Annotated in this window: 23 protein-coding genes; 15 read left to right on the plus strand and 8 right to left on the minus strand. The window is 65.4% G+C overall.

Annotated features, from left to right (window positions below):
- The first annotated feature begins 161 nt into the window (after nucleotides 1-161).
- The 3 genes from AC6CIE_RS24640 to AC6CIE_RS24650 are packed head-to-tail and all read left to right on the plus strand — an operon-like array spanning nucleotide 162 to nucleotide 2,562.
- Complete coding sequence (locus tag AC6CIE_RS24640) at nucleotides 162-1,124, plus strand: branched-chain amino acid ABC transporter permease (RefSeq protein WP_175184923.1); 963 nt, start codon at nucleotides 162-164, stop codon at nucleotides 1,122-1,124.
- The gene (locus AC6CIE_RS24645; RefSeq protein WP_498094396.1) at nucleotides 1,121-1,870 is read left to right on the plus strand and encodes an ABC transporter ATP-binding protein; all 750 of its coding nucleotides are present in this window, start codon (nucleotides 1,121-1,123) and stop codon (nucleotides 1,868-1,870) included. Before AC6CIE_RS24640 ends, AC6CIE_RS24645 begins: the two co-directional genes overlap by 4 nt.
- Nucleotides 1,870-2,562 carry an ABC transporter ATP-binding protein gene (locus tag AC6CIE_RS24650; protein WP_498094398.1) on the plus strand — a complete coding sequence of 231 codons (693 nt, stop codon included), beginning with the start codon at nucleotides 1,870-1,872 and terminating at the stop codon, nucleotides 2,560-2,562. Before AC6CIE_RS24645 ends, AC6CIE_RS24650 begins: the two co-directional genes overlap by 1 nt.
- A gap of 10 nt (nucleotides 2,563-2,572) precedes the next feature.
- Here AC6CIE_RS24650 and AC6CIE_RS24655 read toward each other — a convergent pair whose 3' ends face one another.
- A complete protein-coding gene (locus tag AC6CIE_RS24655; protein ID WP_175122213.1) occupies nucleotides 2,573-2,935 on the minus strand; it encodes a glyoxalase superfamily protein in 363 nt (120 codons plus the stop codon).
- 52 nt (nucleotides 2,936-2,987) lie between these two features.
- Here AC6CIE_RS24655 and AC6CIE_RS24660 point away from each other — a divergent pair, with 52 nt between their 5' ends.
- The gene (locus tag AC6CIE_RS24660) at nucleotides 2,988-3,347 is read left to right on the plus strand and encodes a hypothetical protein (RefSeq protein WP_175184848.1); all 360 of its coding nucleotides are present in this window, start codon (nucleotides 2,988-2,990) and stop codon (nucleotides 3,345-3,347) included.
- 43 nt (nucleotides 3,348-3,390) lie between these two features.
- Here AC6CIE_RS24660 and AC6CIE_RS24665 read toward each other — a convergent pair whose 3' ends face one another.
- Complete coding sequence (locus tag AC6CIE_RS24665) at nucleotides 3,391-4,344, minus strand: helix-turn-helix transcriptional regulator (protein ID WP_239215126.1); 954 nt, start codon at nucleotides 4,342-4,344, stop codon at nucleotides 3,391-3,393.
- Nucleotides 4,345-4,487: 143 nt separating this feature from the next.
- Here AC6CIE_RS24665 and AC6CIE_RS24670 point away from each other — a divergent pair, with 143 nt between their 5' ends.
- On the plus strand, nucleotides 4,488-6,689 hold the full coding sequence (locus AC6CIE_RS24670) for a TonB-dependent siderophore receptor (protein ID WP_498094400.1): 2,202 nt from the start codon (nucleotides 4,488-4,490) through the stop codon (nucleotides 6,687-6,689).
- Between the two features lie 25 nt (nucleotides 6,690-6,714).
- On the opposite strand, the gene AC6CIE_RS24675 is transcribed toward AC6CIE_RS24670, so the two are convergent.
- Nucleotides 6,715-7,476 carry an IclR family transcriptional regulator gene (locus tag AC6CIE_RS24675; RefSeq protein WP_343738222.1) on the minus strand — a complete coding sequence of 254 codons (762 nt, stop codon included), beginning with the start codon at nucleotides 7,474-7,476 and terminating at the stop codon, nucleotides 6,715-6,717.
- Between the two features lie 221 nt (nucleotides 7,477-7,697).
- Here AC6CIE_RS24675 and AC6CIE_RS24680 point away from each other — a divergent pair, with 221 nt between their 5' ends.
- From AC6CIE_RS24680 to AC6CIE_RS24700, 5 genes are all read left to right on the plus strand, one after another.
- Nucleotides 7,698-8,987 (plus strand): NAD(P)/FAD-dependent oxidoreductase, encoded by a 1,290-nt coding sequence (locus AC6CIE_RS24680; protein ID WP_498094402.1) that lies wholly within the window; start codon nucleotides 7,698-7,700, stop codon nucleotides 8,985-8,987.
- A 46-nt stretch (nucleotides 8,988-9,033) separates the two neighbouring features.
- Nucleotides 9,034-10,056 carry a dipeptidase gene (locus AC6CIE_RS24685; RefSeq protein ID WP_239215130.1) on the plus strand — a complete coding sequence of 341 codons (1,023 nt, stop codon included), beginning with the start codon at nucleotides 9,034-9,036 and terminating at the stop codon, nucleotides 10,054-10,056.
- A gap of 17 nt (nucleotides 10,057-10,073) precedes the next feature.
- Entirely contained in the window at nucleotides 10,074-11,078 is a 1,005-nt protein-coding gene (locus AC6CIE_RS24690; protein ID WP_498094404.1) for a tripartite tricarboxylate transporter substrate binding protein, read from the plus strand.
- A 119-nt stretch (nucleotides 11,079-11,197) separates the two neighbouring features.
- A complete protein-coding gene (locus AC6CIE_RS24695; protein ID WP_367353338.1) occupies nucleotides 11,198-12,208 on the plus strand; it encodes a Bug family tripartite tricarboxylate transporter substrate binding protein in 1,011 nt (336 codons plus the stop codon).
- Between the two features lie 52 nt (nucleotides 12,209-12,260).
- Nucleotides 12,261-14,024: a gamma-glutamyltransferase family protein gene (locus AC6CIE_RS24700; protein WP_498094406.1), complete on the plus strand. Its 1,764-nt coding sequence runs from the start codon at nucleotides 12,261-12,263 to the stop codon at nucleotides 14,022-14,024.
- A 117-nt stretch (nucleotides 14,025-14,141) separates the two neighbouring features.
- Here the strand turns inward: AC6CIE_RS24700 and AC6CIE_RS24705 are convergent, their stop codons facing one another.
- The 5 genes from AC6CIE_RS24705 to AC6CIE_RS24725 all read right to left on the minus strand — a co-directional run bounded on the left by AC6CIE_RS24705 (nucleotide 14,142) and on the right by AC6CIE_RS24725 (nucleotide 19,589).
- The gene (locus AC6CIE_RS24705) at nucleotides 14,142-15,158 is read right to left on the minus strand and encodes a Bug family tripartite tricarboxylate transporter substrate binding protein (protein ID WP_175139554.1); all 1,017 of its coding nucleotides are present in this window, start codon (nucleotides 15,156-15,158) and stop codon (nucleotides 14,142-14,144) included.
- 151 nt (nucleotides 15,159-15,309) lie between these two features.
- Complete coding sequence (locus AC6CIE_RS24710) at nucleotides 15,310-16,050, minus strand: amino acid ABC transporter ATP-binding protein (RefSeq protein WP_056559723.1); 741 nt, start codon at nucleotides 16,048-16,050, stop codon at nucleotides 15,310-15,312.
- Nucleotides 16,051-16,111: 61 nt separating this feature from the next.
- Nucleotides 16,112-17,212 carry an amino acid ABC transporter permease gene (locus tag AC6CIE_RS24715; protein WP_175139553.1) on the minus strand — a complete coding sequence of 367 codons (1,101 nt, stop codon included), beginning with the start codon at nucleotides 17,210-17,212 and terminating at the stop codon, nucleotides 16,112-16,114.
- A 1-nt stretch (nucleotide 17,213) separates the two neighbouring features.
- Nucleotides 17,214-18,404: an amino acid ABC transporter permease gene (locus tag AC6CIE_RS24720; protein WP_175139552.1), complete on the minus strand. Its 1,191-nt coding sequence runs from the start codon at nucleotides 18,402-18,404 to the stop codon at nucleotides 17,214-17,216.
- Nucleotides 18,405-18,572: 168 nt separating this feature from the next.
- On the minus strand, nucleotides 18,573-19,589 hold the full coding sequence (locus AC6CIE_RS24725; protein WP_105240917.1) for an amino acid ABC transporter substrate-binding protein: 1,017 nt from the start codon (nucleotides 19,587-19,589) through the stop codon (nucleotides 18,573-18,575).
- Between the two features lie 293 nt (nucleotides 19,590-19,882).
- Here AC6CIE_RS24725 and AC6CIE_RS24730 point away from each other — a divergent pair, with 293 nt between their 5' ends.
- The 5 genes from AC6CIE_RS24730 to AC6CIE_RS24750 all read left to right on the plus strand — a co-directional run bounded on the left by AC6CIE_RS24730 (nucleotide 19,883) and on the right by AC6CIE_RS24750 (nucleotide 25,871).
- Nucleotides 19,883-20,656, plus strand: a complete 774-nt coding sequence (locus AC6CIE_RS24730) for a cell division ATP-binding protein FtsE (RefSeq protein WP_175139551.1) — start codon at nucleotides 19,883-19,885, stop codon at nucleotides 20,654-20,656.
- The gene (locus tag AC6CIE_RS24735; protein ID WP_498094409.1) at nucleotides 20,653-21,561 is read left to right on the plus strand and encodes a cell division protein FtsX; all 909 of its coding nucleotides are present in this window, start codon (nucleotides 20,653-20,655) and stop codon (nucleotides 21,559-21,561) included. The genes AC6CIE_RS24730 and AC6CIE_RS24735 overlap by 4 nt, the downstream gene beginning before the upstream one ends.
- Before the next feature lie 138 nt (nucleotides 21,562-21,699).
- Entirely contained in the window at nucleotides 21,700-22,212 is a 513-nt protein-coding gene (locus AC6CIE_RS24740; protein WP_279973688.1) for a sigma-70 family RNA polymerase sigma factor, read from the plus strand.
- Between the two features lie 4 nt (nucleotides 22,213-22,216).
- A complete protein-coding gene (locus AC6CIE_RS24745) occupies nucleotides 22,217-23,224 on the plus strand; it encodes a FecR domain-containing protein (RefSeq protein ID WP_498094411.1) in 1,008 nt (335 codons plus the stop codon).
- A 103-nt stretch (nucleotides 23,225-23,327) separates the two neighbouring features.
- On the plus strand, nucleotides 23,328-25,871 hold the full coding sequence (locus AC6CIE_RS24750) for a TonB-dependent siderophore receptor (protein WP_498094413.1): 2,544 nt from the start codon (nucleotides 23,328-23,330) through the stop codon (nucleotides 25,869-25,871).
- Nucleotides 25,872-26,141 lie beyond the last annotated feature (270 nt).

Below are 26,141 nucleotides of genomic sequence, written 5' to 3' on the forward strand. Positions count from 1 at the left end.
GAAAGATATTCATGACCAGACCAACTTCAACGAATCCCGCTGCCGGGCCGCTATCTGACACTGGCGGCGCGGGCGCATCGGTGTCCGACACCCGAGGCGGCGCCCCAAACCGTGACGGCGCGTCGAGGGTGTCAGACATTTCTTCTGCTGGCAGACCGCGCATCACCCGCAGCGTCGTCGTCAACGCGATCGGGCTGCTGCTCTTTGTGCTGGTGCCGGCCATCGCGCAGGCCACGGGCGAGAGCTTTCTCGTCAACCTCATGACGCGATTTCTCATCTACGCCATCGCGGCCGTCAGTCTGGATCTGATCCTGGGCTACGGCGCCATGGTCAGCTTCGGCCACGCCGCATTCTTCGGGCTAGGCGGCTACGTCATCGGCATCGCTGCCTATCACGTCAACATGGGCGAGACGATCTTTGGCTGGAGCGGCAGCAATGCCGCGCTGGTCATGTGGCCGCTCGCCGTGGCCGTTGCCGCGCTGGCCGGGCTGGTTGTGGGCTTTCTGTCGCTGCGCACTTCCGGCGTGCAGTTCATCATGATCACGCTCGCCTTCGGGCAGATGCTGTACTTCATCCTTGTCGGACTGATGATCTACGGCGGCGACGACGGCCTGTCGATCGATGCGCGCAACACGTTGCCGGGGCTGAACGTGAACGATCCGGCCACCTTCTACTACGTGTGCCTGGCGCTCATGACCCTTTGGATCATCGTGTGCCGGCGCATCGTCAATTCGCCGTTCGGCATGGCACTGCAGAGCATCAAGCAGAATCCGCGCCGCAGCATCGCCCTGGGCCTCGCGCCGCTGCGCTATCGCCTCACGGCGTTCGTGCTGTCGGCTGCCGGAACCGGGCTTGCCGGCGCGCTGTGGGCCAATTACGCGCTCTTTGTCAGCCCGGACATGTCCGCCTGGCAGAAGTCCGGCGAACTCATGGCTATGGTCATCCTGGGCGGTATGGGTTCGATCTTCGGCCCGGTGCTCGGCGTGGCCGTGTACCTCGGCCTGGAGCAGGTCGCCACCGGCTGGACGGAGCACTGGATGCTGATCCTGGGACCCGTGCTCGTGCTGGTGGTGCTCTTCGGCAAACGCGGCGTGTACGGCTGGCTCGTGGGAGGCAAGCAATGACCCATCCTAAACTGGAGATCCGCAGCCTGCAGAAATCCTTTGGCGCGGTACACGCCACGCAGGGCGTCGACCTCGCGGTCCGGCCCGGCGAGCTGCACGCCCTCATCGGCCCCAATGGCGCGGGCAAGACCACGCTGCTATCGCAGATCAGCGGTGAAATCCTGCCCGATGCCGGCAGCATCTGGCTCGACGGCGCCGACATCACGCGCATGCCTGCCTATAAGCGCCCCGCCGCTGGCCTGGCCCGTTCGTTTCAGATCAGCCAGCTCTACCCCGACTTCAGCGCCGAAGACAACGTCGCCATGGCCGTGCAGGCGCACAGCCCGGGCGGCTTCAATCTCTGGCGCAATGCGCGGCGCATGGCCCGGCTGCGCGAACCGGCGCGCGATGCGCTCGAACGTGTCGGTCTGGCCGGACGCGCCGGCGTGCGCGTGTCCGCGCTGGCGCACGGTGAAAAGCGCCAGCTCGAAATCGCCATGGCGCTGTCGCTGGACGCCTCCGTGCTGTTGCTGGACGAACCGATGGCCGGCATGGGCGCCGAGGAATCGCAACGCATGACGGCGCTGCTCCAGACCTTGAAGGGCCGCTACGCCATCCTGCTGGTCGAACACGACATGGACGCCGTCTTCGCGCTGGCCGACCGCGTCACCGTGCTGGTCTACGGCAAGACCATCTTCACCGGCACGCCCGACGAGGTGCGCCGCCATCCCGACGTGCGCGCCGCCTATCTGGGCGAGGAGGACTGATGCTGCAAGTGAACCAACTGCAAGGCGGCTACGGCGCCAGCAAAGTGCTTTTTGGCGTCGACCTGGACATCGCGCCTCGGCAAGTTGTCTCGCTGATCGGCCGCAACGGCATGGGCAAGACCACGACCGTCAAGACGCTGATGGGCATGTTGCCCGCGCAGGGCGGCGCCATCCTGCTCGACGGCAAACCCATCACCGGCATGGCCCCGCACCGCATCGCGCAGCTAGGCATCGGTCTCGTCCCCGAAGGCCGCCGCGTGTTTGGATCGCTATCCGTCGAAGAAAACCTCGTCGCCACCGCCCGCAACACGCACGCAGGCTGGCACGTCGACCGCGTCTTCGACCTGTTTCCGCGCCTGAAAGAACGCCGCACCCAATCCGCCCGCACGCTATCCGGCGGCGAACAGCAGATGCTGGCTGTCGGCCGCGCCCTACTCATCAACCCGCGCCTGCTCATCCTGGACGAAGCCACCGAAGGCCTCGCGCCCCTGATCCGCCAGGAAATCTGGAACTGCCTGCGCCGCTTGAAGGAAGAAGGCCAGACCATTCTTGTGATCGACAAGAACCTCAAGGAAATGGCGACCCTGGTTGACCGCCACCACGTCCTGGAAAAAGGCCGCGTCGTCTGGCAAGGCAGCCCCGCCGAACTGGCCGCGCAGCCCGACCTGGCGCACCGCTATCTGGGGGTCTAGGCGCAGGCCGCTAGTCCTGTGACTCGCAAAAGCTGAGCCGATTGCCAAACGGATCGATCACCGCCATCACGCGCCCCCAAGGCATCTCCTCGACGCCGGGCCGCATGTAGGCATACTGCCTGGCGCTGACCTCCGCGTGGAATTCATCCACGCCCTGCATCCGCACGAACACGGCCGACCCCGGCGTCGCGTCGCCATGATGCTCGGACAGATGCAGCACCAGATCCCCGCGATGCACCTGCGCATACAGCGGAAACCCCGCCTCGAAACGGTGCTCCCAGTCCCAGGTGAACCCCAGAAAATCCAGGTAAAAGTCGCGCGCCTTTTCCACGGAGAAAATGCGCAGGATTGGAATGGCGGCTTGAAGGTGCATGGCGGGGCCTTGGTAGTATGCGAAAAATCCAGCATAGAACAGAAGCCCACACATGCCCATCGCCACCCCAGACTCCTGGAAGCACCTGCCCGCGCCTGCGCAGCGTGAACCGCTGCATTTTCAGGGGCGTTTTACCGCCGACGAGTACGCCCGCTTGCAACAGGGCTTCGTGCCGAAGGAGATGGAAGACAAATGGTTCATCTACCTGCACGACGGCTGGCTGCGTTTGCATCGCAGTTGGACCGGCAACTGGATTTATGCACTGCGGCTTGAGCAGGACGGCGATGCGTGGACGGTGACCGATTCGTGGGTGAATCGTGATCCGGAGCAGTACCGGCTTACCGATGCGGAGTATGACCGGGATTCGCTGCAGAGGATGCTGCAGTGGCTGATCAAGGGGCCGGCGGTTTGATGCGCATCGATTGATCGACGTGCCGCTGAGCATATTCAGCGCCTTACCAGGCGCGTGGCGATGCGCCGTATCGCGCCTTGAAAATCTTGCTGAAATGACTGAGGCTTGAGTAGCCCAAGTCGCCCGCCACCTGCGTGACGCTCATGCCGCTGCGCAGCAGGTCCGAGGCGCGAACCAGCCGCGCGTCGCTCAGATAGGCGTGCACCGAACGGCCGACGTTTTCGCGCATCAATTCCTGAAGCCGCCTTTCGGACAAGCCCACCATCCGCGCAACACGCCCCGGCGGCCACTGTTCCGAGCAGCGTTCCCGCAGCAGGCGGCAAGCTTGCTGCACCTGCTGGCGCTCCTCCGCGGCGGGCCCCTTCAGCACTTGCGGCACGGAAAGCAATTCCACAAAGGCAGCCAGCGTCTCGAGCGACTTGGCGCGGTACCAGATCCGGCGCGCCTCGGGCGCCGTCGGCGCGTCGCGGGAAATGTCGGTGGCCAACGTCAGCAGGCTGGCCGGCGCGTCCAGCATTGCGACCAACGATCCGTGGGTCGGCACGCTGACGTCGTGGCGAAACCGTTGGGTCAGCAGGGTGATGGGCGCCGAGTCGCCTGCCCGGGCGAGCGCATCAGGCGTGTATCGGATATCCAGCATCCGGACGCGCCGATTCGCGTAAAGGTGCGTGGTCCAACCCAACGGCTGTTCGTGGTTGAAGAGCAGCGCCGCGCCCCCGGTCACCTTCAGCGGTTTGCCGCCGTCCAACGCCAGCACGGCGTCGCCCTCCAGCCATACCTGCATGCCGAACACCGGCGCGCCCGGCGCGGGAATTGTCAGCGCCGCCGATGGGCAGCCGTCCAGCACCACCACACTGACGCCTTCCTCGACGCGCACCACGCACTGGATGACGTTTTCCCAGTCTTGCGTCGCGGGCACGGTGGGAAGTGTCCCTCGCCACCATTCGTGAGGCTTGGCGGGAGCGGTGTACGGGTCAAGCGAGAGCTCAGCGGACATGGGAAACAAGCGCAATTGCGCCGAGTGCAGCAAAACCGTCAATTGGCGCCGCGAAATCGTCAGACATCCGGCGGGTGTTCTGGAATCATGCCGTCGCACAAGAATGATTCTTGTTAATTATAAATTGATCAGGTGGTAACCCCGTGTCCTTCTCCGTCAAGCCGTTGCCGTTGGCATTGCTCGCCGCCTTTGCGGCGTCCGCGTCCGTCGGCGCGCAACCCGCTCCCTCGGCGGCCGCCGATGTCTCCACGTTGTCGCCGGTTGTGGTGCAGGGATCGAGCGATGCGTCGCCGACCTCCGGCGCCGACTTCGTCGCCACGCGCAGCCGGTCCGGCACCAAGTCGGACGCGGCCCTGATCGACACGCCCCAGACCATCAACGTCATCACCCGCAATGAAATGGACTGGCGCGGCGTCACCTCGCTGGCGCAGGCCGTCCGCTACACGCCGGGCATCTTCGCCCAGTACGGCGACAACGACGTGCGCTATGACTGGCTGACCATCCGCGGGTTCACCCCGGCCCGCTATCTGGATGGCCTGCTTCTGCCCTTCGGCGCGCGGGGATACGCGCAGCCGCGCATCGACACCTATGGCCTGGAACGGATAGAGATCCTGAAGGGACCGTCGTCCGGCCTTTACGGCCAGAGCGCCCCGGGCGGGCTGGTGAACATGACCAGCAAGCGACCCACCGCCGAGCCGATCAATGAAGTCGTCCTGCAGGCGGGCAGCTTCAACCGGTATCAGGGATCGTTCGACTTTTCCGGTCCGGCCGACGACGAAGGCAAATTTCTGTATCGCCTGACCGGCACCTTGCGCGACAGCGACACGCAGTACCAGCACGTCGACGATGAACGCCAGTTCATCGCGCCCAGCTTCACCTGGCGCCCCTCGTCCGACACCAGCCTGAATCTGAATGTGCAGTACCAGAAGATCACCAGCCACGGCGGCGGCGGCGCGCCCGTGTTGCCGGTCATCGGCACGCTGGAGAAAAGCAGCGCCGGCTACATTCCGCGCGACCGCTTCGTGGGCGAACCCGGCTACGACATCTTCACGAACGAGCAGACCATGGTGGGCTACACGCTGGACCACCGCCTGAACGACACCTGGAGCGTGCGGCAAAGCGCCCGCTACACCAACGTGGACACCAACACCCGCCGCGTGCAGATCGGCGCGATGGCGTCCGAGACCCAGGCGATCCGTTACGCGTGGGCCTTCCCCGAGACATCGCATGCGTTCCAGATCGACAATCAGGTGAACGCCAAATTCACGGCCGGCCCCACACGCCACGACCTCACCTTCGGCCTGGATTACCTGCGGGAAAAGTCGCGCTACAACGAAAGCAGCCTGGGCCTGATGCTGCCGCCGGCTTCGCCGTTCTTCGACGTGTTCAACCCCGACTACGGAACGCCCGTGACGCGCCCGCCCACGGCCACCAAGATCAACATGACGCGCAACCAGTTGGGCGTGTACGCGCAGGACCAGATCGAACTTGACCGTCTGCTGTTCACGCTGGTGGGCCGTTACGACAGGACCGAAGGCACCACCGATACCGGCGCCCGCGGCAGCGCCGGGCAGTGGGCATGGACCTCGCGCGATGCCGACGCCAACCGCTTCACCGGCCGGCTCGGCGTCACGTATCGCTTTGACAACGGTCTGGCGCCCTATCTGAGCTATTCCACGTCCTTCCAGCCCGTCACCGGCGTGATGCGCGACGGCTCGGCGCTCAAGCCGACGACTGGTGAGCAGTACGAGGCCGGCATCAAGTTCCAGCCCAACGGCTACGCCAGCTTCGTGACGCTGTCGGCATTCCAGATCAACCAGAACAACGTCAGCACGCCGGACCCGGTCAATACCAGCTTTGTCGTGCAGACCGGCCAGGTCCAGGTGCAGGGGCTGGAGCTGGAGGGCAAGGCCAGCTTCGACAACGGGTTGGATCTGACGATGTCGTATGCGCTGAGCGACAGCGAGATCACCAAGAGCAACAATCCCGCGCAGCGCGGCAATCAGCTCAACTTCGTGCCGCGCCATCAGGCGGCGCTGTGGGCAGACTACACGTTGCGCGACGGCCCGTTGCAGGGCGTGGGCCTGGGCGCGGGGGTGACGTACCGCGGCGGCTTCTATGGCGATCTGAACAACAATTACGCCATCCCCGCCGTGACATTGGTGGATGCCGCGATCCGCTACGATCTGGGCCGCGCCAGCCCCACGCTCGCTGGCGCGCAGGTCGCGTTGAACGTGTCCAACCTGTTCGACAAGCGATACGTGGCCAACTGCCTGGGCACGGCCGTGAGCTGCTACTGGGGCGCGGAGCGCACGGTGATGGCGACGTTGCGCTATCGCTGGTAATTCCCGGCATCCCGGGCGGTCGGCCTCAATTGCGCTTGCTGATCGCCCTGGCTGCCCGGATCACCAGCGGCCCCAGTTCCTCCCGCGCACGCGCCAGCGACCAGCGCGGCTTCGGCACGGATATGTTGACCGCACCCAGCGGATCGCCGTTGTCGCCATAAATCACCGCCGCGACATTCAAATCGCCCGCGAAGAACTCTTCATCGGCATAGGCGTACTGATCCCGCCTTGCCTCGTCGATCAATGCGCGCAGCCGGTCGACGTCGGTGGTGGTGTGCGGCGTGTACTTCGCGCACGTCACGTTGCGCAACCTGAGATCGAGTTCATCCGGCGGCAGCAACGCCCATAGCGCGCGCCCCGACGCGGTCGCCACGCAGGGAATCTGCGTGCCCACCGGCAGGTACTCGGGAATGTGCCTGGCCGGCGCGACGCGCATGACGAACACCATGTTGTCGCCGTCGGGCACCGCCAGATTGACGATCTCGCCGCACTCCTGGTTGACCTGATGCAGCACCGCATGCGCATGCTGGAACAAGGGCTGCCGGTAGAGATAGCTGTAGCCCAGCCCCACGGCCTTGACCGTCATGCTGTAGCGCTTGCTGCGCGGATCCTTGAACAGGTAACCGGTCTTTTCCAGCGTGTAGGCCACGCGCTGGGCCGAGCCGATGGTGATGCCGTTTTCGCGGGCCATCTCCTGAAGGCTCAAAGAGGCGTGCCCCCGGAAGGACTCGAGCACGGCGAGCCCTTTTTCCAGCGACTGGATCAACAAGGCGGAAGGTTCAGACATTCGGATTCGATTTGGGTAGCAGGGACGGAGTTTGCCCGCGGAAAGCCAGAAAGTCCGGCAGCCTAGGGAAACCCTTACGTTGTAGCCGGACCCCGGCGAGCAGTATAAAAATACTCGCTGTTATCGTTATACGTAGATTGTTATCGAATAGCGATATTTAATCAATCCGGATCTTCATGCAACCGCATCCGCCTCAAACGCCGGCGCCCTCCGCCGCTCAAATGCCCGCTTCAGCTTCTGGCCCGTCCGACACGGCGCTGCCCGCATCGGTCGACGTCGCCATCGTTGGTGGCGGCATCATCGGCATCAGCACCGCCTATTCCCTCGCGCGCGCCGGACTGCGGGTCGCCGTGTTCGAGAAAGGCACGCTGGCCTGCGAACAGTCGTCGCGCAATTGGGGCTGGGTGCGTACGCTGGGCCGCGATCTGCCGGAAGTGCCGCTGGCGCAGCGCGCCAACCGGCTATGGGCAGAGATCCAGGAAAAGGTGGACGTTGGTTTCCGCCGCAGCGGCATCTTCTATCTGCAGGAAAACGACACGGACGCGGCCAGCCATCAGGCTTGGATGGACGGGGCGCGCGCGCATGGCGTGGATGCGCGCCTGCTGGATCGCCGCACGGTGCAGGACATGCTGCCGTCGACGGGACGCGCCTGGACGGGCGCCATGTACAGCCCGACGGACGGCGTCGCCGAACCGCAGCTGGCAACCCGCGGCATCGCCTCGCTGGCGCGCGCCGCTGGCGCAAACATCTTTGAGCACTGCGCCGTGCGCGGCGTGGAGCGCAGCGCGGGCCGCGTCAGCGCCTTGATCACGGAGCACGGCCGCGTTGCCACGCAGGCGGTGCTGGTGGCGGCCGGCGCCTGGTCGCGGCTCTTTTGCGGCAATCTGGGCGCCGACTTCCCGCAGTTGAAGGTGCGGGGGTCCGTGCTGCGCACGACGCCGCTCGACGCGGGACCGCAGGCGGCGATCAACGGCAAGGACTTCACCTGCCGCAAACGTGCCGACGGCGGCTATTCGGTGTCGCAGTTCGGCGCGTCGATGGCGGACGTGGTGCCCGACACCTTCCGCCTCATGCCGCATTTCTTCAGCGCGTGGCGGGCCAACAGCAGCTTCGTGCGGCTGCGTTTCGGCAAGCGCTTCTTCGAGGAACTGAAGATCCCGAACCATTTCCCGGCCGACCGCGAATCGCCTTTCGAGCGGCATCGCGTGCTGGATCCATCGCCGTCCAGTCGCGGCGTGGCGCAAGCCTGGCGCCGGCTGGTTCACGCCTTTCCCGCATTCCGCGAAGCACGTATTGCGCAGTCCTGGGCCGGCTACATCGATGTCACGCCCGACGCGATGCCTGTCATGGACTCGGTGCCCGGCCTGCCGGGGCTCTACCTTGCTTCCGGTTTCTCGGGCCACGGTTTCGGCATCGGTCCGGCGGCGGGCGAGTTGATGGCGCAGTTGATCCAGGGCCAAACGCCCGCCATCGACCTGCACCCGTTCCGCTACGGCCGCTACGGGACCTGACGGGCACGCATTGAAATCATGCATACAACAAAAGGGGAGTTCTTCCATGGATAGTCACATCGCCGATCTGCATCGCCGCACCACCGTCGTCGACGGCCTGGTCTTCTTCAGCGACGGCAGCACCCGCGACATGCTGGCCGGCGGCGTCAGCGCCATCAACGTCACCGTCAGCGACATGGGCGCGGACTTCGAGCAGGCGCTGCGCGACTGCATGGCCTGGCGCCAACGCTGCGCTGCGCCGGACTCGTCCTGGCTGCTGGTGGAAACAGCCGACGACATTGCGCGCGCCAAGCAGACCGGCAAGCTGGGGCTCATCATGGGCTGGCAGAATGGCAAACCCCTCGGCGACCAGATCGATCGCGTGGCGTTGTTCCATGAACTGGGCATGCGCGTCATCCAGCTGACCTACAACGAGGCCAATCTGCTGGGCGACGGTTGCCTGGAAAAGCGCAACGCCGGCCTGAGCGATCTGGGCGTGAAGATGGTTGCGGAGATGAACCGCGTGGGCATCGCCATCGATCTCAGCCATTGCGCGCCTCAGACCTGCCTGGACGCCGCCCGGCACAGCACCAGGCCCGTGCTGCTGACCCACGCCAACGCCAACGCCGTGATCACCCGGCCGCGCAACAAGTCGGACGACGTCATCAAGGCGGTCGCCGCGACGGGCGGCGTGGTCGGATGCAGCATCCATGCCTACCTGAGCTGGCGCGGCGATCCCCGCCAGCAGCCGCTGCTGTCGGACTTCGTCGCGAACGTGAAGTACATCGGCGAACTGGTCGGCTATGAACACGTGGGCATCGGCACGGATTTTCCGTCGGTCGACACCTACGAGGCCGTGCGCCATGTGATGGTGATGTCTCGCACCAAGTACGCCAAATCGGGCGGCGACTTTTCTGATGCCTTTGGCGATGTGATGGAAGCGCGCTACCCCGTCGAAACGCCGACGCCGGCGCAGTTTCCCGCATTTACCCACGCGCTGCACGAGGCCGGACTGACGGACAGCCAGATCGCCGGCGTACTCGGCGGCAACTTCCAACGCGCGTTCGCGCAGGCCTGGGCCACTGCCTGATTCGAATGGAGAACATCATGATCCCGCGACTGCTCCGCACCCTGACCGCCGCGCTGGCTTGCGCGGCCCGCGCGCCGCGCGCCCTCGCGCTTGCAGGCGCTGTTCTGGCAGCGCCCCTGGCCACGGCCGCGCCCTTCCCCGCGCAGCCGATTCACATCATCGTGCCCTATCAGGCGGGCGGCTCCACCGACACCGTGATCCGCAAGTTCGCCGAGCTGGCCGCGCCCGAACTGGGCCAGGCCATCGTCATTGAAAACCGCGGCGGGGCCGGCGCAACCATGGGCGCACGCGCCATCAAGACCGCGCGTCCCGATGGCTACACGCTGGCCGTCCTGCCCAGCCCGGTCTATCGCATGCCGCACATCCAGGACATGGGCTACGACCCGACACGCGATTTCACCTACGTCATGATGCTCAGCGGCTACACGCTGGGCGTGGCGGTGCCCGCGGGCTCGCCGCACAAGACGTGGGCAGATTTCATCCGCTATGCGAAACAGCATCCGAACGAAGTCACCTACGGCACGGCCAGTGTCGGCAGCGCGTCCAACGTGATGATGGAAGACATCGCCGCACGCAACGGCGTGACCTGGCGCCACATCCCGTACAAGGGCGAATCCGAAGTGCTGACGGCGGTGATGGGCGGACAGGTGACGGCATACGCCGGCTCGACGACCGTGCAGCCGCAGGTGCAATCGGGAAAGATGCGCATGCTGGTGACCTGGGGCGAACATCGCAGCACCCAGTATCCGGACACGCCCACGCTGCACGAACTTGACGGCACGCCGCCCGCCAACGCGCCGTTCGGCATTGCCGGTCCCAAGGACATGCCGCCCGCCGTTGTCGCCAAGCTGCATGCCGTCTTCAAGCAGGTGGCCGAATCCGAGGCCTTCAAGCAGATCCTGACGCAATACGGCCAGGAACTGGTCTACATGGACGGCAAGGACTACGCCGACTATGCGGCGCAACAGTACGCGCTGGAAGCGGAAATCGTGCGCAAGCTGGGGCTGGCCGCGAACAAATAGGCCGGCCCGTTCCGGCTGCGCCGCCGCAGCCGGGCCTCACGCATCAAGGCGGCGCGGGATCCGACAACGGCCGGGATCTGCAAGGGCACCGGCCAGCAAGAAGCATCCAGGAGTCATCCATGATCATTCGAGCACTCGCCACACGCCCCGCGCGCCGCCGCGCCCTCGCTGCCTTGTGCGGCCTTGCAGGCCTGTTGGCCGCCGTACTGCCCTTTGCGGCGTCGGCCCAGGCGTGGCCCGCCAAGCCGATACGCATGATCGTCGGCTACCCGCCGGGCGGCGGCACGGACACCGTGGCGCGCATGCTGGCGCAGCAACTCAGTCAGGAGATCAAGCAACCCGTCGTGGTCGAGAACCGCGCGGGAGCCAGCGGCACCATTGCCACCCAGCAGGTCGTGCGGGCCGAGCCCGACGGCTACACCGTGCTGTTCGCCACGGCGTCGCCGCTGACCGGGGCGCCGCTCACGGTCAAGGACCTGCAATACGATCCCATGAACGACCTGATCCCCGTCACCCTGGTCGGCGGCGGCCCCTTCATCCTGGTCGCGAACCCGGCCTTTCCGCCCAACACGCTGCCTGAACTGGTTGAATACGCGCGCAGCCGTCCCGGCGAGATCAACTACGCGTCGCCGGGCATCATGACCGCCAATTTCTTTTTCTCCGAGCAACTGAACATGGATGCCGGGATCAAGACCACGCATGTCCCCTACCGCGGCAGCGCCGCGCTGTTGAACGACGTCATCGCCGGCCAGGTGCAGTACACGCTGGACACGCCGGGCACCACGCTGACCTTCATCCGCAACGGCAAGCTGAAGGCGCTGGCGATCTTCAGCGAAAAGCGCCTGAACCGGGCGCCCGAGATTCCCACCGCCAAGGAAAGCGGCTATCCGAATCTGGTGGGCGGTTCCTGGTATGGACTGCTGGTGCCAAAGGGCACGCCGCCGGAGATCGTCGACGGCCTGTACAAGGCCACGAAGTCCGCGTTGTCCAGCGCGGAAGTGCGCAGCGCCATGGAAGGACGCGACGTGATCGTGCAAGGCACCTCGCCCGACGAGTTCAGCCGCTTCCTGCACGCCGAGTTCAAGCGCTGGAAGGACGTGACGCAAAAGCTGGGCATCACCCCGCAATGACCGATTGAGCCCGCGCAGGCACGCAAGCCCCCTCTTCCGACCGGAGTCTTCGATGTCCCATTCCCCCTACGCCCCGGACCTGACCGCGGGAAGCGCCCCCACCTCCATGCGCCCCGCGCTCGCCGGCCTGGACCACATGATCTCGGCCGGCCACTATCTGGCCACGCAGGCCGGCATGGACATCCTGCAGGCCGGCGGCAACGCCGTCGACGCGGGCGTGGCGGCCGGCATTGCATTGGGCGTGGTCCAGAGCGACATCGTCAACTTCGGCGGCGTCGCGCCTATCCTGGTCTATCAGGCCAAGGCGCAAAAGGTGTGGAGCATTTCCGGGCTTGGCTATTGGCCGCAGGCCGCGCGGCTGGAGACGTTTCTGGAAAAGCACGGCGGCACGATCCCGGCGGGCGTGCTGCGCACCGTCATCCCGGCGGCGCCCGACGCGTGGATCACCGCACTGGAACGATTCGGCACCATGCGTTTCGGCGAGGTCGCGGCCGGCGCCATCCGGCTGGCGCGAGACGGCTTCGTCATGTATCCGCTGATGGCCGAAGTGCTGGCAGAGAACCAGAAGAACTACGCGCGGTGGGCCTCCAGCGCGGCCATCTACCTGCCCGGCGGCAAGCCGCCCGAAGCGGGTTCGCTATTCCGCCAGGCCGATTTGGCGCGCAGCATCCAGTACATGGCGGACGAAGAGCGCGCGCATTCCGGAAACAACCTCCAGGCGGGCCTGGCCGCCGCGCGGCGCGCATTCTACGAAGGCGACATCGCTGCGGCGATCGTCAAGTATCACCGCGAGGAAGGCGGGCTGATCACCCACGAGGACTTGCGAGGCTTTGCTGTGGAGGTCGAGCCGGCGCTGTCCACCGACTTCAACGGCACGCAGGTGCACAGCTGCGGTTTCTGGTGCCAGGGCCCTTCGCTGCTGCAGATGCTGAACATCCTGGAGCCTTGCGACTTGCGCGCGCTGGGCCACAACTCCGCCCCCTATGTGCATCTGCTGACCGAAGCCATCAAACTGGCCTTCGCCGACCGCGAGGTGCATTACGCCGATCCGCGCCATGCGCGGGTTCCGCAAGCGGCGCTGCTGTCAAAGGACTATGCGCGCGCGCGGCTCGCCATGATCGCCCTGGATCGGGCGGGCCCCGACATGCCGCCGGCGGGCCGGCTTCCCCACGCGCGGGACGTCGACCTGCGCGAGGCCGGGCCCGATGACATGGCGCGCACGGATCCGCGCCTGGATACGTCTTATGTGGCGGTCGTCGACAAGGACGGCAACGCGTTTTCGGCCACGCCCAGCGATGGCTCCTACAACGTGCCCGTCATTCCCGGCACCGGCCTCTGCGCGTCGGGACGCGGCAGCCAATCCTGGGCCGAGGCCGGCCATCCGTGCGCCATCGGACCGGGCCGCAGGCCGCGGCTCACGCCCAACCCCTCGCTCGCCATCCGGCCCGGCCAGTACGTCCTGCCTTTCGGAACGCCGGGCGGCGACGTGCAGTGCCAGGCCATGCTGCAGACGTTCCTGAACATGGAGGTGTTCGGCATGGACGTGCAGCAGGCGGTCGAGGCGCCGCGCTTTGCCAGCTTCAGCTTTCCGTCGTCGTTCGAGCCGCACAACGCCATGCCGGGCCGGCTGATGATCGAAGACCTGATCCCGCGCAGCGCGGGCGACGCGCTTGCCGCGTTGGGCCATACCGTGAAGTGGTGGAACGGCCATAGCTGGCGGGCCGGCGCCGTCTGCATGGTCCGGCACGATCTGGATAGCGGCGTGCGCTGGGGCGGCGCGGACCCGCGCCGGCCGGCTTACGCGATGGGCTGGTAGGCATGCGCGGCGGCTGGCATCAACAGAAAGCAAAACGCCCGTCAGGAAAGCATCCCGGCGGGCGTTGAAACTGCGTCGCAACAGGCATCCGATTAAAGACGCCCGTTGCCAGCGCCATCAATTCAGGCTGGCGCCCGAGATCTTCACGATCTCCTGATACTTCGCCATCTCGGCCTTCACGAACGCGGCGAACGCCTCAGGCGTCATCGAGCCCGCCTCGGAACCCATCGTCAGCAGACGCTGCTTCACATCGGGCTGCGCCATCGCGTCGGCATACGCCTTGTTCAGCTTGGCCACCACCGGCGCCGGCGTGCCGCCCGTCGTGAACACGCCAAACCACGTGCCCAGGTCAAAGCCCTTCACGCCCGATTCTTCAACCGTCGGCACGTCAGCCAGCAACGACGAACGCTGCGCCGTCGTCACGGCCAGCGCCTTGACCTTGCCGTCCTTGATCAGCGGCGCCGACGCCGCCAGGTTGTCGAACATGAAATCCGACTGGCCGGACAGCAGCGCCAGTTGCGCCGGCGCCGCGCCCTGATAGGGGATGTGCTCGACGTTGATGCCCGCGCGCGCCTTCAGCAGCTCGCCCGACAGATGGCCCGCACTGCCGTTGCCGCCCGAACCGTAGTTCAGCTTGCCCGGGTTCTTCTTTGCGTAATCGATCAGGTCCGCCAGCTTCTCGATCTTGTTCTTTTCGGCGAACTCCACATTCATCACCAGCACGTTCGGCACCGCCGCCACGATCGTCACCGGCGCGAAGTCCTTGACCGGGTCGTAGGGCAGGTTGGCGAACAGCCACGGATTGATCGCGTGCGTGGCCACCGCGCCCATCACCAGCGTGTAGCCGTCAGGCTGCGCTTTCGCCACCAGGTCCGCGCCGATGTTGCCGCCCGCGCCCGAACGGTTTTCCACGATCACCGGCTGACCCAGCGAGCCGCGCACCTTCTCGGCCAGCATGCGCGCCATCGTGTCCAGCGGGCCACCGGGCGGGTAAGGCACGACGAAGCGGATCGGCTTCGTCGGGAAATCGGCGGCCTGAGCCAACGCCGGGGCGCTGAAAGGCAGGGTCGCGGCCAGCGCCACGGCGCCTTGCAACAGGGCGCGGCGCACGGCGCTGCGGGGGGTATTCGACATGGTGTGTTCTCCTCACTCCGGATCAATGGCGGTCAGTAGCATACCCCACCGGCGTGACGGAGGTAACAAAGGGCTACCGGCAAGAACGCCCGGAATTCCCGGGATTGGCAGCCCGCACCAATGAAAAACCGCCCGAAGGCGGTTTGGCGGATCAGTGCAGGATCTGGCTCAGGAAGAGCTTGGTCCGTTCGTTCTGCGGGTTGTCGAAGAACTCGTCCGGGTTGTTCTGTTCGATGATCTCGCCGCGGTCCATGAAGATCACGCGGTTGGCGACCTTGCGCGCGAAACCCATTTCGTGGGTCACGCAGATCATCGTCATGCCGCTTTCCTGCGCCAGGCTGACCATCACGTCCAGCACTTCCTTCACCATTTCCGGATCCAGCGCCGACGTCGGCTCATCGAACAGCATGATCTTGGGGTTCATGCACAGCGACCGCGCGATCGCCACACGCTGCTGCTGGCCGCCCGACAACTGGCCCGGAAACTTCTTGGCCTGTTCCGGAATGCGCACCCGCTCAAGGTACTTCATTGCGGTGGCCTCGGCTTCCGCGCGCGGCTTCTTCAGCACCCACATGGGTCCCAGCGTCAGGTTTTCCAGCACCGTCAGGTGCGGGAAAAGGTTGAAGTGCTGGAACACCATGCCCACGTCCTTGCGGATCGTCTCGATGTGCTTCAGGTCATTGGTGAGCTCCGTGCCGTCCACGATGATGTGGCCCTTCTGGTGCTCTTCAAGGCGGTTGATGCAGCGGATCATCGTGGACTTGCCCGAACCCGAAGGTCCGCACACCACGATGCGCTCGCCTGGCGCGACGTCCAGGTTGATGTTGCGCAACACGTGGAACTGGCCGTACCACTTGTTCACGTCCTGCAAACGAATAATGGCATCCGACATGCCTGTACTCCCGTAAGTATCGCTTTGCGCGCCCGCCTTGCAGCGGACGCGCGGCAAATTGCTAGCGTGCGTGACCCGTGGCCAGGCGTTTTTCCAGCGCCTGGCTGTATTTGGACATGGAGAAGCAGAAGACGAAGTAGATCAGCGAAATGAACAGGTACGCCTCCACCCCGAATCCGCGCCATGCCGCGTCGGACAAGGCTGCCTTGGCCGCCAGCGTCAGGTCGAAAATGCCGATGATCACCACCAGCGACGTGTCCTTGAACAGCGCGATGAAAATGCTGACCAGCGGCGGAATCACGATCTTGAGCGCCTGCGGCAGGATGATCTTGCGCATCTGCTGCCAGTAGTTCAGGCCCAGCGAATCCGCGCCTTCGTACTGCCCCTTCGGAATGGCCTGCAGGCCGCCGCGCACCGTTTCCGCGATGTAAGCCGCCGCGAACATGATGATCGCGATCTGAGCGCGCAGGAGCTTGTCGATCGAAAAGCCTTCCGGCAGGAACAGCGGCAGCATGACCGACGACATGAACAGCAGGCTGATGAGCGGCACGCCGCGGATCAGCTCGATGTACACGACGCACAACGCCTTGATGGCCGGCATCTTCGAGCGCCGGCCCAGGGCCAGCAGCACGCCGATCGGGAACGCGAAGGCGATGCCGAACGTGGACAGGATGAGCGTCAGCGGCAGGCCGCCCCAACGCGCGTTTTCCACGTAGGTCAGGCCAAACACGCCGCCCCACATCAGGAGCGCCACGGCCGTCAGGCCCACGGTCCAGATGACGGCCAGCTTCCAGTTCCAGAAGCGGCGGATGCCGCTGCAGACGATCACCGCCACCAGGATGATGGTGGCGATCAACGGCCGCCACTGCTCATCGTAGGGATAGGTGCCGAACAGGATCAGCCGGTGTTTTTCAATGATGAACGCCCAGCAGGCGCCGCCGGCTGCGCGGCACTCCTGGGCATTGGCCGCGTCGAAGCTGGCCTTGATGAAGGCCCACTCGACCAGCGCCGGGATGGACATCAACAGGAACCACGCCAGCAGCACCGTGATGAGGATGTTCAGCGGCGACGAGAAGAGGCGCGTGCGGAGCCACGCCCACGGTCCCGTTTGATTGCTGGGCGGCGGCAGGGCTTCGCTGGGGGTATGCGTAGTGCTGCTCATATCAACGCTCCACCAGCGCGATGCGCTTGTTGTACCAGTTCATGAAGATCGAGATCGACAGGCTGACCGTGAGGTACGCGCCCATGATGATTAGAATGCCCTCGATGGCCTGGCCCGTCTGGTTCAACGTCGTATTCACCACCGACACGATGTCGGGGTAGCCGATGGCGACTGCCAGCGAACTGTTCTTCGTCAGGTTCAGGTACTGGCTGGTCATCGGGGGGATGATCACGCGCAGCGCCTGCGGCAGGATCACCAGGCGCAGCACCTTGGCGCGCGGCAGGCCCAGCGAGCCGGCGGCTTCCCATTGGCCGTTGCTGACCGCCTGGATGCCAGAGCGCACCACCTCGGCGATGAACGCCGACGTGTAGATCACCAGACCAGCAAGCAGCGCGGCGAATTCCGGAGACAGCGTGAGACCGCCCGAGAAGTTGAAGCCCTTGAGCTCCGGCATGTTCAGCGTCAGCGACGCGCCGCTGACCAGCCAGCCGATGAACGGCAGACCGATCAAGAGACCAATGGCCCAGCGGCCCAGCGGGAACATGTGGCCGGTGGCCTCGTGGCGCTTCTTGCCGTAGTGGCCCAGGATGATGATCGCGAGGATCGCCAGTCCCAGTCCGCCGAGCATCCAGTCGAACGAGTTGCCTTCCAGCGCCGGGACCTTGAGGCCACGGTTGGAAATGAACACGCCCGGCAGCGGATTGTGCGCCTGGCGCGGACCCGGCATGTTCTCGGTGATCAGCGCATACCAGAAGAACAGCTGCAGCAGCAGCGGCACGTTGCGCATCACCTCGACATACACAGAGGTGATCTTGGCCACGAGCCAGTTCTTGGACAGGCGGCCGATGCCGATGAGCGTGCCGAGGATGGTCGCCAGCACGATGCCGAGGACGGCGACGCGCAGCGTGTTGAGCAGGCCGACCACGATGGCGCGGCCGTAAGTGTCTGAGGGGGAATAGGCGACAGCGGTTTCGCCGATGGCGAATCCGGCCTCGCGGTTCAGGAAGCCGAAGCCCGTGGCAATGTTGCGCACGGACAGGTTGTGGAGCGTGTTTGAAACCAGGAACCACACGGCCCAGGCTACCGCGGTCAGCGCAATCACCTGGTAGACCACGGAGCGTACGCCGGGATCGTTCCAGTTCAGACGCCGAGGGGGTGCCGAAATCGGGGCGTTTTTGTTGGGAGTCATCATGATGAATCTACAGAAGTCGGACACCGGGTGGCATGCCGGAAAAGCCGCGCCACCCACTTCTGCCGCCCGCCCGAAGGCGGGTTAGGGCCTGTCCAGAATACACGTCCTGTGCAGACAGGCCCTAGGCATGACGGAGAGCCGTGCTCCGCCATGCCAGGCAGCCGCGCGTTAGCGCACCGGCCAGCCGTACATCAAGCCACCTTGCTTGTACGAAGCGTTCAAGCCGCGCTCCAGCTTCATCGCGCTGTTCTTGCCCAGCGTGGATTCGAAGCTTTCACCGTAGTTGCCCACGCTCTTGATGATGTTGTAGGCCCACTTGTCGTCCACGCCCAGGTTCTTGCCCATGCCCGGGGTCACGCCCAGGATGCGCTGGATGTTGGGGTTGGGGCTCTTGGTCATTTCATCGACGTTGGCCTTGGTGATGCCGTATTCCTCGGCTTCCAGCATCGCGTTCAGCGACCAGCGCACGATGTTGAACCACTGCTCGTCGCCCTGGCGGACCATGGGGCCCAGCGGCTCCTTGGAGAAGTCTTCCGGCAGGATGACGAACTTGTCCGGGTTCTCGAGCGTGGTGCGGGTCGAGGCGAGCTGCGACTTGTCGGTCGTGAAGGCGTCGCAACGGCCGGCCGAGAAGGCGCGGATGATTTCGTCGTACTTGTCGATCACGACCGGCTTGAATTCGATCTTCTGGCTGCGGAACCAGTCAGCGAGGTTCAGTTCGGTGGTGGTGCCCGGCTGCACGCAGATGGTGGCGCCGTTCAGTTCCTTTGCGCTCTTGACGTTCAGGTCCTTGGAGACCATGACGCCTTGGCTGTCGTAGTAGTTCACGCCCACGCCGATCAGGCCCAGCGTCGTGTCGCGCGTCAGCGTGACGGTGGTGTTGCGGGTCAGCACGTCGATTTCACCGGACTGCAGCGCGGTGAAGCGTTGCTGGGTGTTCAGCGGCGTGAACTTGACCTTGCTGGCATCGCCAAACATCGTTGCGGCGATGGCGCGGCACATGTCCACGTCGATGCCCTTGTATTCGCCCTTGCTGTCGGCGATGGAGAAACCCGGAATGCCCGTCGAAACCCCACACTGGACAAACCCTTTCTTTTTGACGTTATCGAAGGTTGCGCCAGCGTTGGCAGCCGAGGATGCAGCAAACAGGGCAGCGCCAATGGCAGCGAGTTTCAGTACTTTCATCGTGATCTCCGTGTGGGATGAAGCGGAATCCAAAGCTAGGGCCGGGTTGGACCCACGCATGGGGCGGATGGTAGCGTCCGCAAAGCACGCGGCGCATCCGGGAATTCCCTTGAAATATAGGGACACTGGATGAAATGAAACGCTGTTTTTGACGAAAAACAGGGACGCGCTTTCAGCTTTGCGCACGGATGTTTCAGCCGGTGGAATGAAGCCGACCTGCGTCGGCCACGCCAAGAGATGTAGGCCACCTTACTGTCCCCGAGTTACTATGGCGGCTTCATCTGACAGCCGCCATGATCGAATTCCAGCACGTATTCAAATCATATGGTCGCGGCCGCAATATCCTGGCCGACATCAACTTCCGCGTGAGCGCGGGAGAATTCGTTTTCGTATCGGGGCCCTCCGGCGCCGGCAAGTCCACCCTGCTCAAGCTGATCGGCGGGCTTGAACCCGCCAGCCGCGGTTCGATCCAGGTAAACGGCCAACGTCTGGACAAGCTGCCCGCGCGCGCCCGGCCCTATCTGCGCCGCGCGGTGGGCGTCATCCTGCAGGACACGCACCTGCTGTTCGACCGAAGCGCGTTCGAAAACGTGATGCTGCCGCTGGCCGTCCAGGGACACCCCTGGGATTCCGCCGCTTCGCGTGCCCGTGCCGCCCTGGACAAGGTGGGGCTGTCGGGCAAGGAAGACCTCAATCCCATCGAGCTCTCGGGCGGCGAACAACAGCGCCTGGCGATCGCCCGCGCCATCGTCAACCGGCCCGCGATCCTGATCGCGGACGAACCCACCGCCAACCTCGACCACGACAACGCGCAACGCATCATGAACGTGTTCCGCGACTTCAACCGCGTCGGCGTCACCACGCTGATCGCCTCGCACGACCAGGAACTCATGGCGCGCTACGCCACCCGCACGCTGCGGATCGAGCCGGGCAAGTTCGCCGACTCCCACGGCCCCGCGACACCGCCGGACGGCGCGGCCACCCATGGCGCGCATGGCGCAACGGCGGCGCCCGTCCGTCCCGGCCGCACCGAGCCGGGCCTCGGCCATCCGGGAGAGTCGGCATGAACGCCTGGCTGCGGCAACACCGCTACGCGCTTCTCGTCACCCTGCGCCGGCTGATCAAGCAACCCTTCTCATCGCTCGCCAACCTGCTGGTCATGGCGTTGGCGCTGGCGCTGCCGCTGCTGGGCAGCGCGATCCTGGTCTCGGTGCAACCGGTGGCGCGGGAAATGTCCGTCACGCCGGAGGTCACCGTCTTCATGCGCGTGGATGCGCCTGCGGGCGCCGCGGCCGACGTCGCCAAGCGCATTCAAGCCGACTATCCGCAAGAGGTGCGCGCCGTGCGCGTCGTGGGCCGCGAAAGCGCCCTGGCCGACCTGCGCGCCAACCCCGCCTGGCAGGAAGCGCTGGCCGTGCTGCCGGGCAACCCGCTGCCCGACGCGGTCGTCGTCACGCTGGCCGACGGCGACAACCTGGCCGGACGCGCCGACACGCTGGCCTCGGCCTGGAAGCAATGGAACCACGTGGACCTGGTGCAACTGGACAGCGCGTGGGTCCAGCGGCTGGAAGCCATTCTGCGGTTTGCCCGGATCGGCCTGGGGTTCCTGGCCGCGTGCGTGGCGGTCGTGGTGCTGGCCACCGTGTTCAACACCGTACGCATGCAGGCGCTGTCGCAACGCGAGGAAATCGGCGTGGCGCGGCTGGTCGGCGCCACCGAATCGTTCGTGCGCCGGCCGTTCCTGTACCTGGGCGCGTTGTCCGGCGCGTTGGCTTCGCTGCTGGCGATTGGCGTGGCGTCCGTGGCGATGTCTCCGCTGAACGAAGCCCTGCTGGGGCTGGCCCGCAGTTATGGGGCCGAATTTGCCCTGCACCTGCCCGGCGCCCCCGTCCTGATCGGTGCGGTGGTGGCGTCCGCCGCGCTCGGCGCGCTGTCCGCGCGCTGGTCGGTCACACGCAGCACGCGGTTCTAAGCCGCCCCCTATAGCGGTTCGGCCCATGGTCCGGGCGCCCTGCCCGGACCTGCCGTGCGCTTCGTCCCGGGCCCCAAAGCGTGAATCTGTATAATGAGATCAATTCTCATTGCATCCAGACTCCGCTGTTTCGTCCTCATGCCAGCCCCGGACCCCGCCGCCACTGATGATTTGACCGGGCTGTATGTCGAGCACAGCACCTGGCTGCAAGGTTGGTTGCGACGGCGCGTCGGCGACACGTTCGCAGCCGCCGACCTGGCGCAGGACACGTTCCTCAGCCTGCTGGACCGCAAGACCGCGGCTTCCGAGATCCGGAAGCCGCGTCCGTTCCTGGCCACGGTCGCCGGACGGCTGCTTGCACACCGGCATCGCCGGCAACTGCTGGAAACGGCGTACCTCGAAGCGCTGGCCTGCCTGCCCGAGGAAGTGGCGCCCTCGCCGGAAATGCGGCTGATGGCGGTTGAAAGCCTGCAGCAGATCGACCGCGTGCTCGACGGCCTGCCTCCCAAAGTGCGCGAAGCCTTTCTGCTGGCGCACCTCTTCGAATTGAGCTACGCCGAGATCGCCGAGCGGCTGGGCGCCTCGACCAGTTCGGTCAAGCAGTATCTGACCCGGGCCAACCGGGAATGCATGTTCGCGCTGGCGTACTGACGACATGACCTCCCGCAGAGATACACTGACGCTGCCCAGCGGCCGGGTCATCACCCGGGCCACCGCGGATGCGGCGGCGGACTGGCTCACTTTGCTGATGTCCGGAGAGGTTGGCGACGCGCAGCAGCAGCAATGGCGCCAATGGCGCCAGGCACATGCCGACCATGAAGCGGCCTGGCAGCATGTGGAGTCCGTCACCGGCCGGATGAAATCATTGGAACGTGCGCCGGCTTATGCGGCCCTGTCGCCGTACGGGCCGGCTGGCAGGCCGACCCTGACCGCCCGCCGGCGGGCCACCCGGCTGCTGCTATGGGGTGGAATCGCCACCGGCGCCGGATTGCTCGGGTCCCGCACCGGCATCTGGCAGACCCGCATGGCCGACTATCGCAGCGGCACCGGTGAGCAGCGCAATTTCACGCTGGAAGACGGCACCCGTCTGACGCTCAACACGGACAGCGCGGTGAATCTGCAGTTCGATGACACCCAGCGCCGCATTCTGCTGGTGGCGGGCGAGATCATGATCGCCACGCGGCACGAGCCGGCGCGGGCGGATGCACGGCCGTTGCTGGTGGCGACCGCCGAAGGCACCGTCCGCTCGCTGGGCACCCGCTTCACCGTGCGGCAGCAATCCGGCTCGACCCAGGTGGCGGTTCAGGAGAGCGCGGTGGAGATTGCTCCCCGGTCCGGCAACGCGCGACGGCTGCACGCCGGCGAGCAGACCCGGTTCAACCGCGACGCCGTCGAGGCGCCACAGCCGGCCGATGCGCACGCGGACGCGTGGACACGGGGACAACTGGTGGCCGACGAGCAGCGGTTGGGCGATTTCCTGGCTGAGGTGGGCCGCTACCGGACGGGCGTGCTGCGCGTCGATCCGCAGATCGCGGGACTGCGGCTTTCCGGCGTCTTCCCCCTGGCCGACACCGATCGCATCCTGGCGACCCTGCCCAGCGTGCTGCCCGTCCGCGTGCAATGGCGCACCCGCTACTGGGCGACGGTCGGGCCGGCCGACTAGGTCGGCGAAAAATATTTTTCGCAGCGACTGCCCGATCTGCGTTTTCGCGGCACCTACCTCATGAGGGACCGGAATTTTCGGAGGTCCGATCACAAGGAAGAACATGCCGAACCAGTACCGCGCCGAAGATTCGAGGCGCCCACATCCATCTCCCATTGCATTGGCCGTCCTGGCGCTGACCGCCGCGCTTGCGGGTGGCGCACCGGGATCCGTGCGCGCGCAGAACGCGTCTGCGGCGGTCGATGCCGCGGCGGCCGGCACCGCAACCGCCGACTTCAACATCGCCGCGGGCCCGCTCGCGCCCGCCTTGCGGCAGTTGGCCAGCGCGGCGGGCATCATGCTGACCTTCACCGCCGAGCAAACCGACGGCAAGCACACGGCCGGCGTACAGGGCCGCCATCCCGCCGCGAGCGCGCTGGCGCGATTGCTCGCCGGCACCGGCCTTCAGGCCGTGCGGCTGGACACGGGCGCGTTCGTGCTGCGCGTCGACGACACGCGCGCATCCGCCGCATCCGGCGCCACCACGCTGCCGCTGGTCACGGTGACCGCCAGCGCTGCCGCCGACGGCACGACCGAAGGCACGGAGTCGTACACCACCGGCAGCATGAGCACGGCCACCCGGCTCAACCTGTCCATGCGCGAAACGCCGCAGTCGGTCACCGTCGTCACCCGCCAACGGATTCAGGACCAGAACCTGGCGACCGTCAACGACGTGGTGCAGACCGCCACCGGCCTGACCTTCCGGCGCTTCGGACCGGAGCGCGCGTCCTTCTATTCGCGCGGCATGTACGTCGACAACATCATGTACGACGGCTTGCCCGTGGGCCTGGACAGCTCCAACCTGTCGCAGGATCTGCTGGCGACCGACATGGCCATCTATGACCGCGTGGAGATCGTGCGGGGCGCAACGGGACTGGTGCAGGGCGCGGGCAATCCATCGGCTGCCATCAACCTGGTCCGCAAGCGCCCGACCCCGGAGCCGCAGGTGTCCCTGGCCGCGAGCGCGGGCAATTGGGACCGCTACCGGGCGGAACTGGACGCCTCGGGTCCGCTGTCGGAAGACGGCAGCCTGCGCGGCCGCGCGGTGGTCGCCACGCAGGACTACGGCAGCTACAAACGCGGCGAAAGCAGCGACGGTCAGACGTTCTACGGAATCCTTGAAAAAGATCTGAGCGCCTCCACCACGCTGACGCTCAGCGCCCTGCACCAGGAGAACCGGCTGCACGGCAACGGCTTCACCGGCCTGCCGGTGGGTCGCGACGGCAGCGATCTGGGATTGCCCCGGTCCACGTCCTATGCCAATGACTGGGAGCATTGGAACAAGACCACCAACTCGGCCTTCGCGGGGCTCGACCACCGGTTCGGCAACGGCTGGCGCATGCACCTGTCGGCGTACTACGCGCAGGCCGACGTCGATATGCAGGGCCACTACCTCAGCTACAGCATCGCCACGGGCCGGTACAGCCAGTTGGGCGCGCGCAATGCGCACAAGGAAAAGCAGAGCAGCGTCGACCTGTACGCCAACGGCCCCTTCGATCTGCTGGGCCGCACGCACGAGCTGGTGCTGGGCGCCAGCTACCGCGACGTCGATTTCGACGGCAACAGCCGCCAGGGGCTGGTTCTGAACAGCAACCTGGACCTCTACAACTTCGACCCGAGCGCCGTCCCGGATCCCCACATTCCGCTGCGGGACTGGATGGACGCCAAGATCAAACAGCAAAGCGTGTACGCCACGACGCGCCTGAGTCTGACCGACCGGCTCAAGCTCATCCTGGGCGGCCGGCTGGACTGGTTCGACTACAACGACACCGTCAACACCTATCCGAACTTCGCGTCCAACACGCCGTCCGTCAGTGCGCATAATCGCTACCGCATCAACAGCCAACTGACCAAGTACGCCGGCGTGGTCTACGACCTGAACGACCAGCACTCGGTCTACGCCAGCTACACCGACATCTTCAAACCCCAGAACTACCTGGATGCCAGCAACAATCTGCTGGATCCGGTGATCGGCCAGAACTACGAGATCGGCATCAAGGGCGAATACTTCGGGGGTGCGCTCAATGCCTCGGCCGCGCTGTTCCGCATGGACCAGAAGAACCGTGCCTTCCGCAGCACCGACCAGAGCCAGTGCGCCGGCTACCCGACGGTCAGCTGCTATTCGGCCGCCGGCGAAGTGCGCAGCCAGGGCGTGGAATTTGAGCTGCAGGGCGCCATTACGCCCAACTGGCAGGTCAGCGCGGGCTACACGGTGGCCATCGCGCGTTACCGCAAGGATGCGAACCCCGCCAATGTGGGCGCGCTCTTTGACACGGACACGCCGCGGCACCTGTTCAAGCTGTCGACCATGTATCGGCTGCCCGGCGTCATGCAGGGCTGGCGCGTCGGCGGATCGATCTACCGTCAGGACTCGATCTATAACCAGGGCACTACAAGCGGTGTGCCCTTCCGGATCAGCCAGGGCGCTTACACCGTCACCGACCTGGTGGTGGGCTGGCAGGCAACCCCGAAGCTGGACTTGCAGTTGAACATCAACAACGTCTTTGACAAGCGCTACTACAACGCCCTGTCGGGCAGCGTCGGCTTTCCCAGCAACGTCTATGGCGACCCGCGCAACCTGATGCTGACCGCGCGCTACCAGCTCTGAGGCCCGGGTCGGGCGAAATCCGACCTTTAAACCTCCGTTTGAACCCCCTTCATCCCCGTGATCCGGGGAAAGACCCCGAACTTGCCTGTGTAGGATGGTTGCCTGCCATCCGCACAGGCTTTTTGCATGCGGGCGTCAGGAGGAAGTTCCAATAAACGACGCTTTGGTCGTGTTTACACAGTTTTCTCCCATTGACTGCCGGGATATGCAAGAATAAAGCGACATTTTTTTACATGTTTTGTCACAATTGTCGCTTTTTCCCGCATTTCT

This window comes from Achromobacter sp. GQ309, from assembly GCF_059759315.1.

Bases quoted from the DNA above. Each gene is read 5' to 3' on its own strand.
- AC6CIE_RS24685 (WP_239215130.1), top strand. From the start codon at position 9,034: ATGGATAGTCACATCGCCGATCTGCATCGCCGCACCACCGTCGTCGAC.
- AC6CIE_RS24650 (WP_498094398.1), top strand. From the start codon at position 1,870: ATGCTGCAAGTGAACCAACTGCAAGGCGGCTACGGCGCCAGCAAAGTG.
- AC6CIE_RS24665 (WP_239215126.1), bottom strand. From the start codon at position 4,344: ATGTCCGCTGAGCTCTCGCTTGACCCGTACACCGCTCCCGCCAAGCCT.
- AC6CIE_RS24740 (WP_279973688.1), top strand. From the start codon at position 21,700: ATGCCAGCCCCGGACCCCGCCGCCACTGATGATTTGACCGGGCTGTAT.
- AC6CIE_RS24680 (WP_498094402.1), top strand. From the start codon at position 7,698: ATGCCCGCTTCAGCTTCTGGCCCGTCCGACACGGCGCTGCCCGCATCG.
- AC6CIE_RS24705 (WP_175139554.1), bottom strand. From the start codon at position 15,158: ATGTCGAATACCCCCCGCAGCGCCGTGCGCCGCGCCCTGTTGCAAGGC.
- AC6CIE_RS24660 (WP_175184848.1), top strand. From the start codon at position 2,988: ATGCCCATCGCCACCCCAGACTCCTGGAAGCACCTGCCCGCGCCTGCG.
- AC6CIE_RS24720 (WP_175139552.1), bottom strand. From the start codon at position 18,404: ATGATGACTCCCAACAAAAACGCCCCGATTTCGGCACCCCCTCGGCGT.
- AC6CIE_RS24735 (WP_498094409.1), top strand. From the start codon at position 20,653: ATGAACGCCTGGCTGCGGCAACACCGCTACGCGCTTCTCGTCACCCTG.
- AC6CIE_RS24710 (WP_056559723.1), bottom strand. From the start codon at position 16,050: ATGTCGGATGCCATTATTCGTTTGCAGGACGTGAACAAGTGGTACGGC.
- AC6CIE_RS24715 (WP_175139553.1), bottom strand. From the start codon at position 17,212: ATGAGCAGCACTACGCATACCCCCAGCGAAGCCCTGCCGCCGCCCAGC.
- AC6CIE_RS24675 (WP_343738222.1), bottom strand. From the start codon at position 7,476: ATGTCTGAACCTTCCGCCTTGTTGATCCAGTCGCTGGAAAAAGGGCTC.
- AC6CIE_RS24655 (WP_175122213.1), bottom strand. From the start codon at position 2,935: ATGCACCTTCAAGCCGCCATTCCAATCCTGCGCATTTTCTCCGTGGAA.
- AC6CIE_RS24695 (WP_367353338.1), top strand. From the start codon at position 11,198: ATGATCATTCGAGCACTCGCCACACGCCCCGCGCGCCGCCGCGCCCTC.
- AC6CIE_RS24700 (WP_498094406.1), top strand. From the start codon at position 12,261: ATGTCCCATTCCCCCTACGCCCCGGACCTGACCGCGGGAAGCGCCCCC.
- AC6CIE_RS24730 (WP_175139551.1), top strand. From the start codon at position 19,883: ATGATCGAATTCCAGCACGTATTCAAATCATATGGTCGCGGCCGCAAT.
- AC6CIE_RS24690 (WP_498094404.1), top strand. From the start codon at position 10,074: ATGATCCCGCGACTGCTCCGCACCCTGACCGCCGCGCTGGCTTGCGCG.
- AC6CIE_RS24750 (WP_498094413.1), top strand. From the start codon at position 23,328: ATGCCGAACCAGTACCGCGCCGAAGATTCGAGGCGCCCACATCCATCT.
- AC6CIE_RS24725 (WP_105240917.1), bottom strand. From the start codon at position 19,589: ATGAAAGTACTGAAACTCGCTGCCATTGGCGCTGCCCTGTTTGCTGCA.
- AC6CIE_RS24745 (WP_498094411.1), top strand. From the start codon at position 22,217: ATGACCTCCCGCAGAGATACACTGACGCTGCCCAGCGGCCGGGTCATC.
- AC6CIE_RS24645 (WP_498094396.1), top strand. From the start codon at position 1,121: ATGACCCATCCTAAACTGGAGATCCGCAGCCTGCAGAAATCCTTTGGC.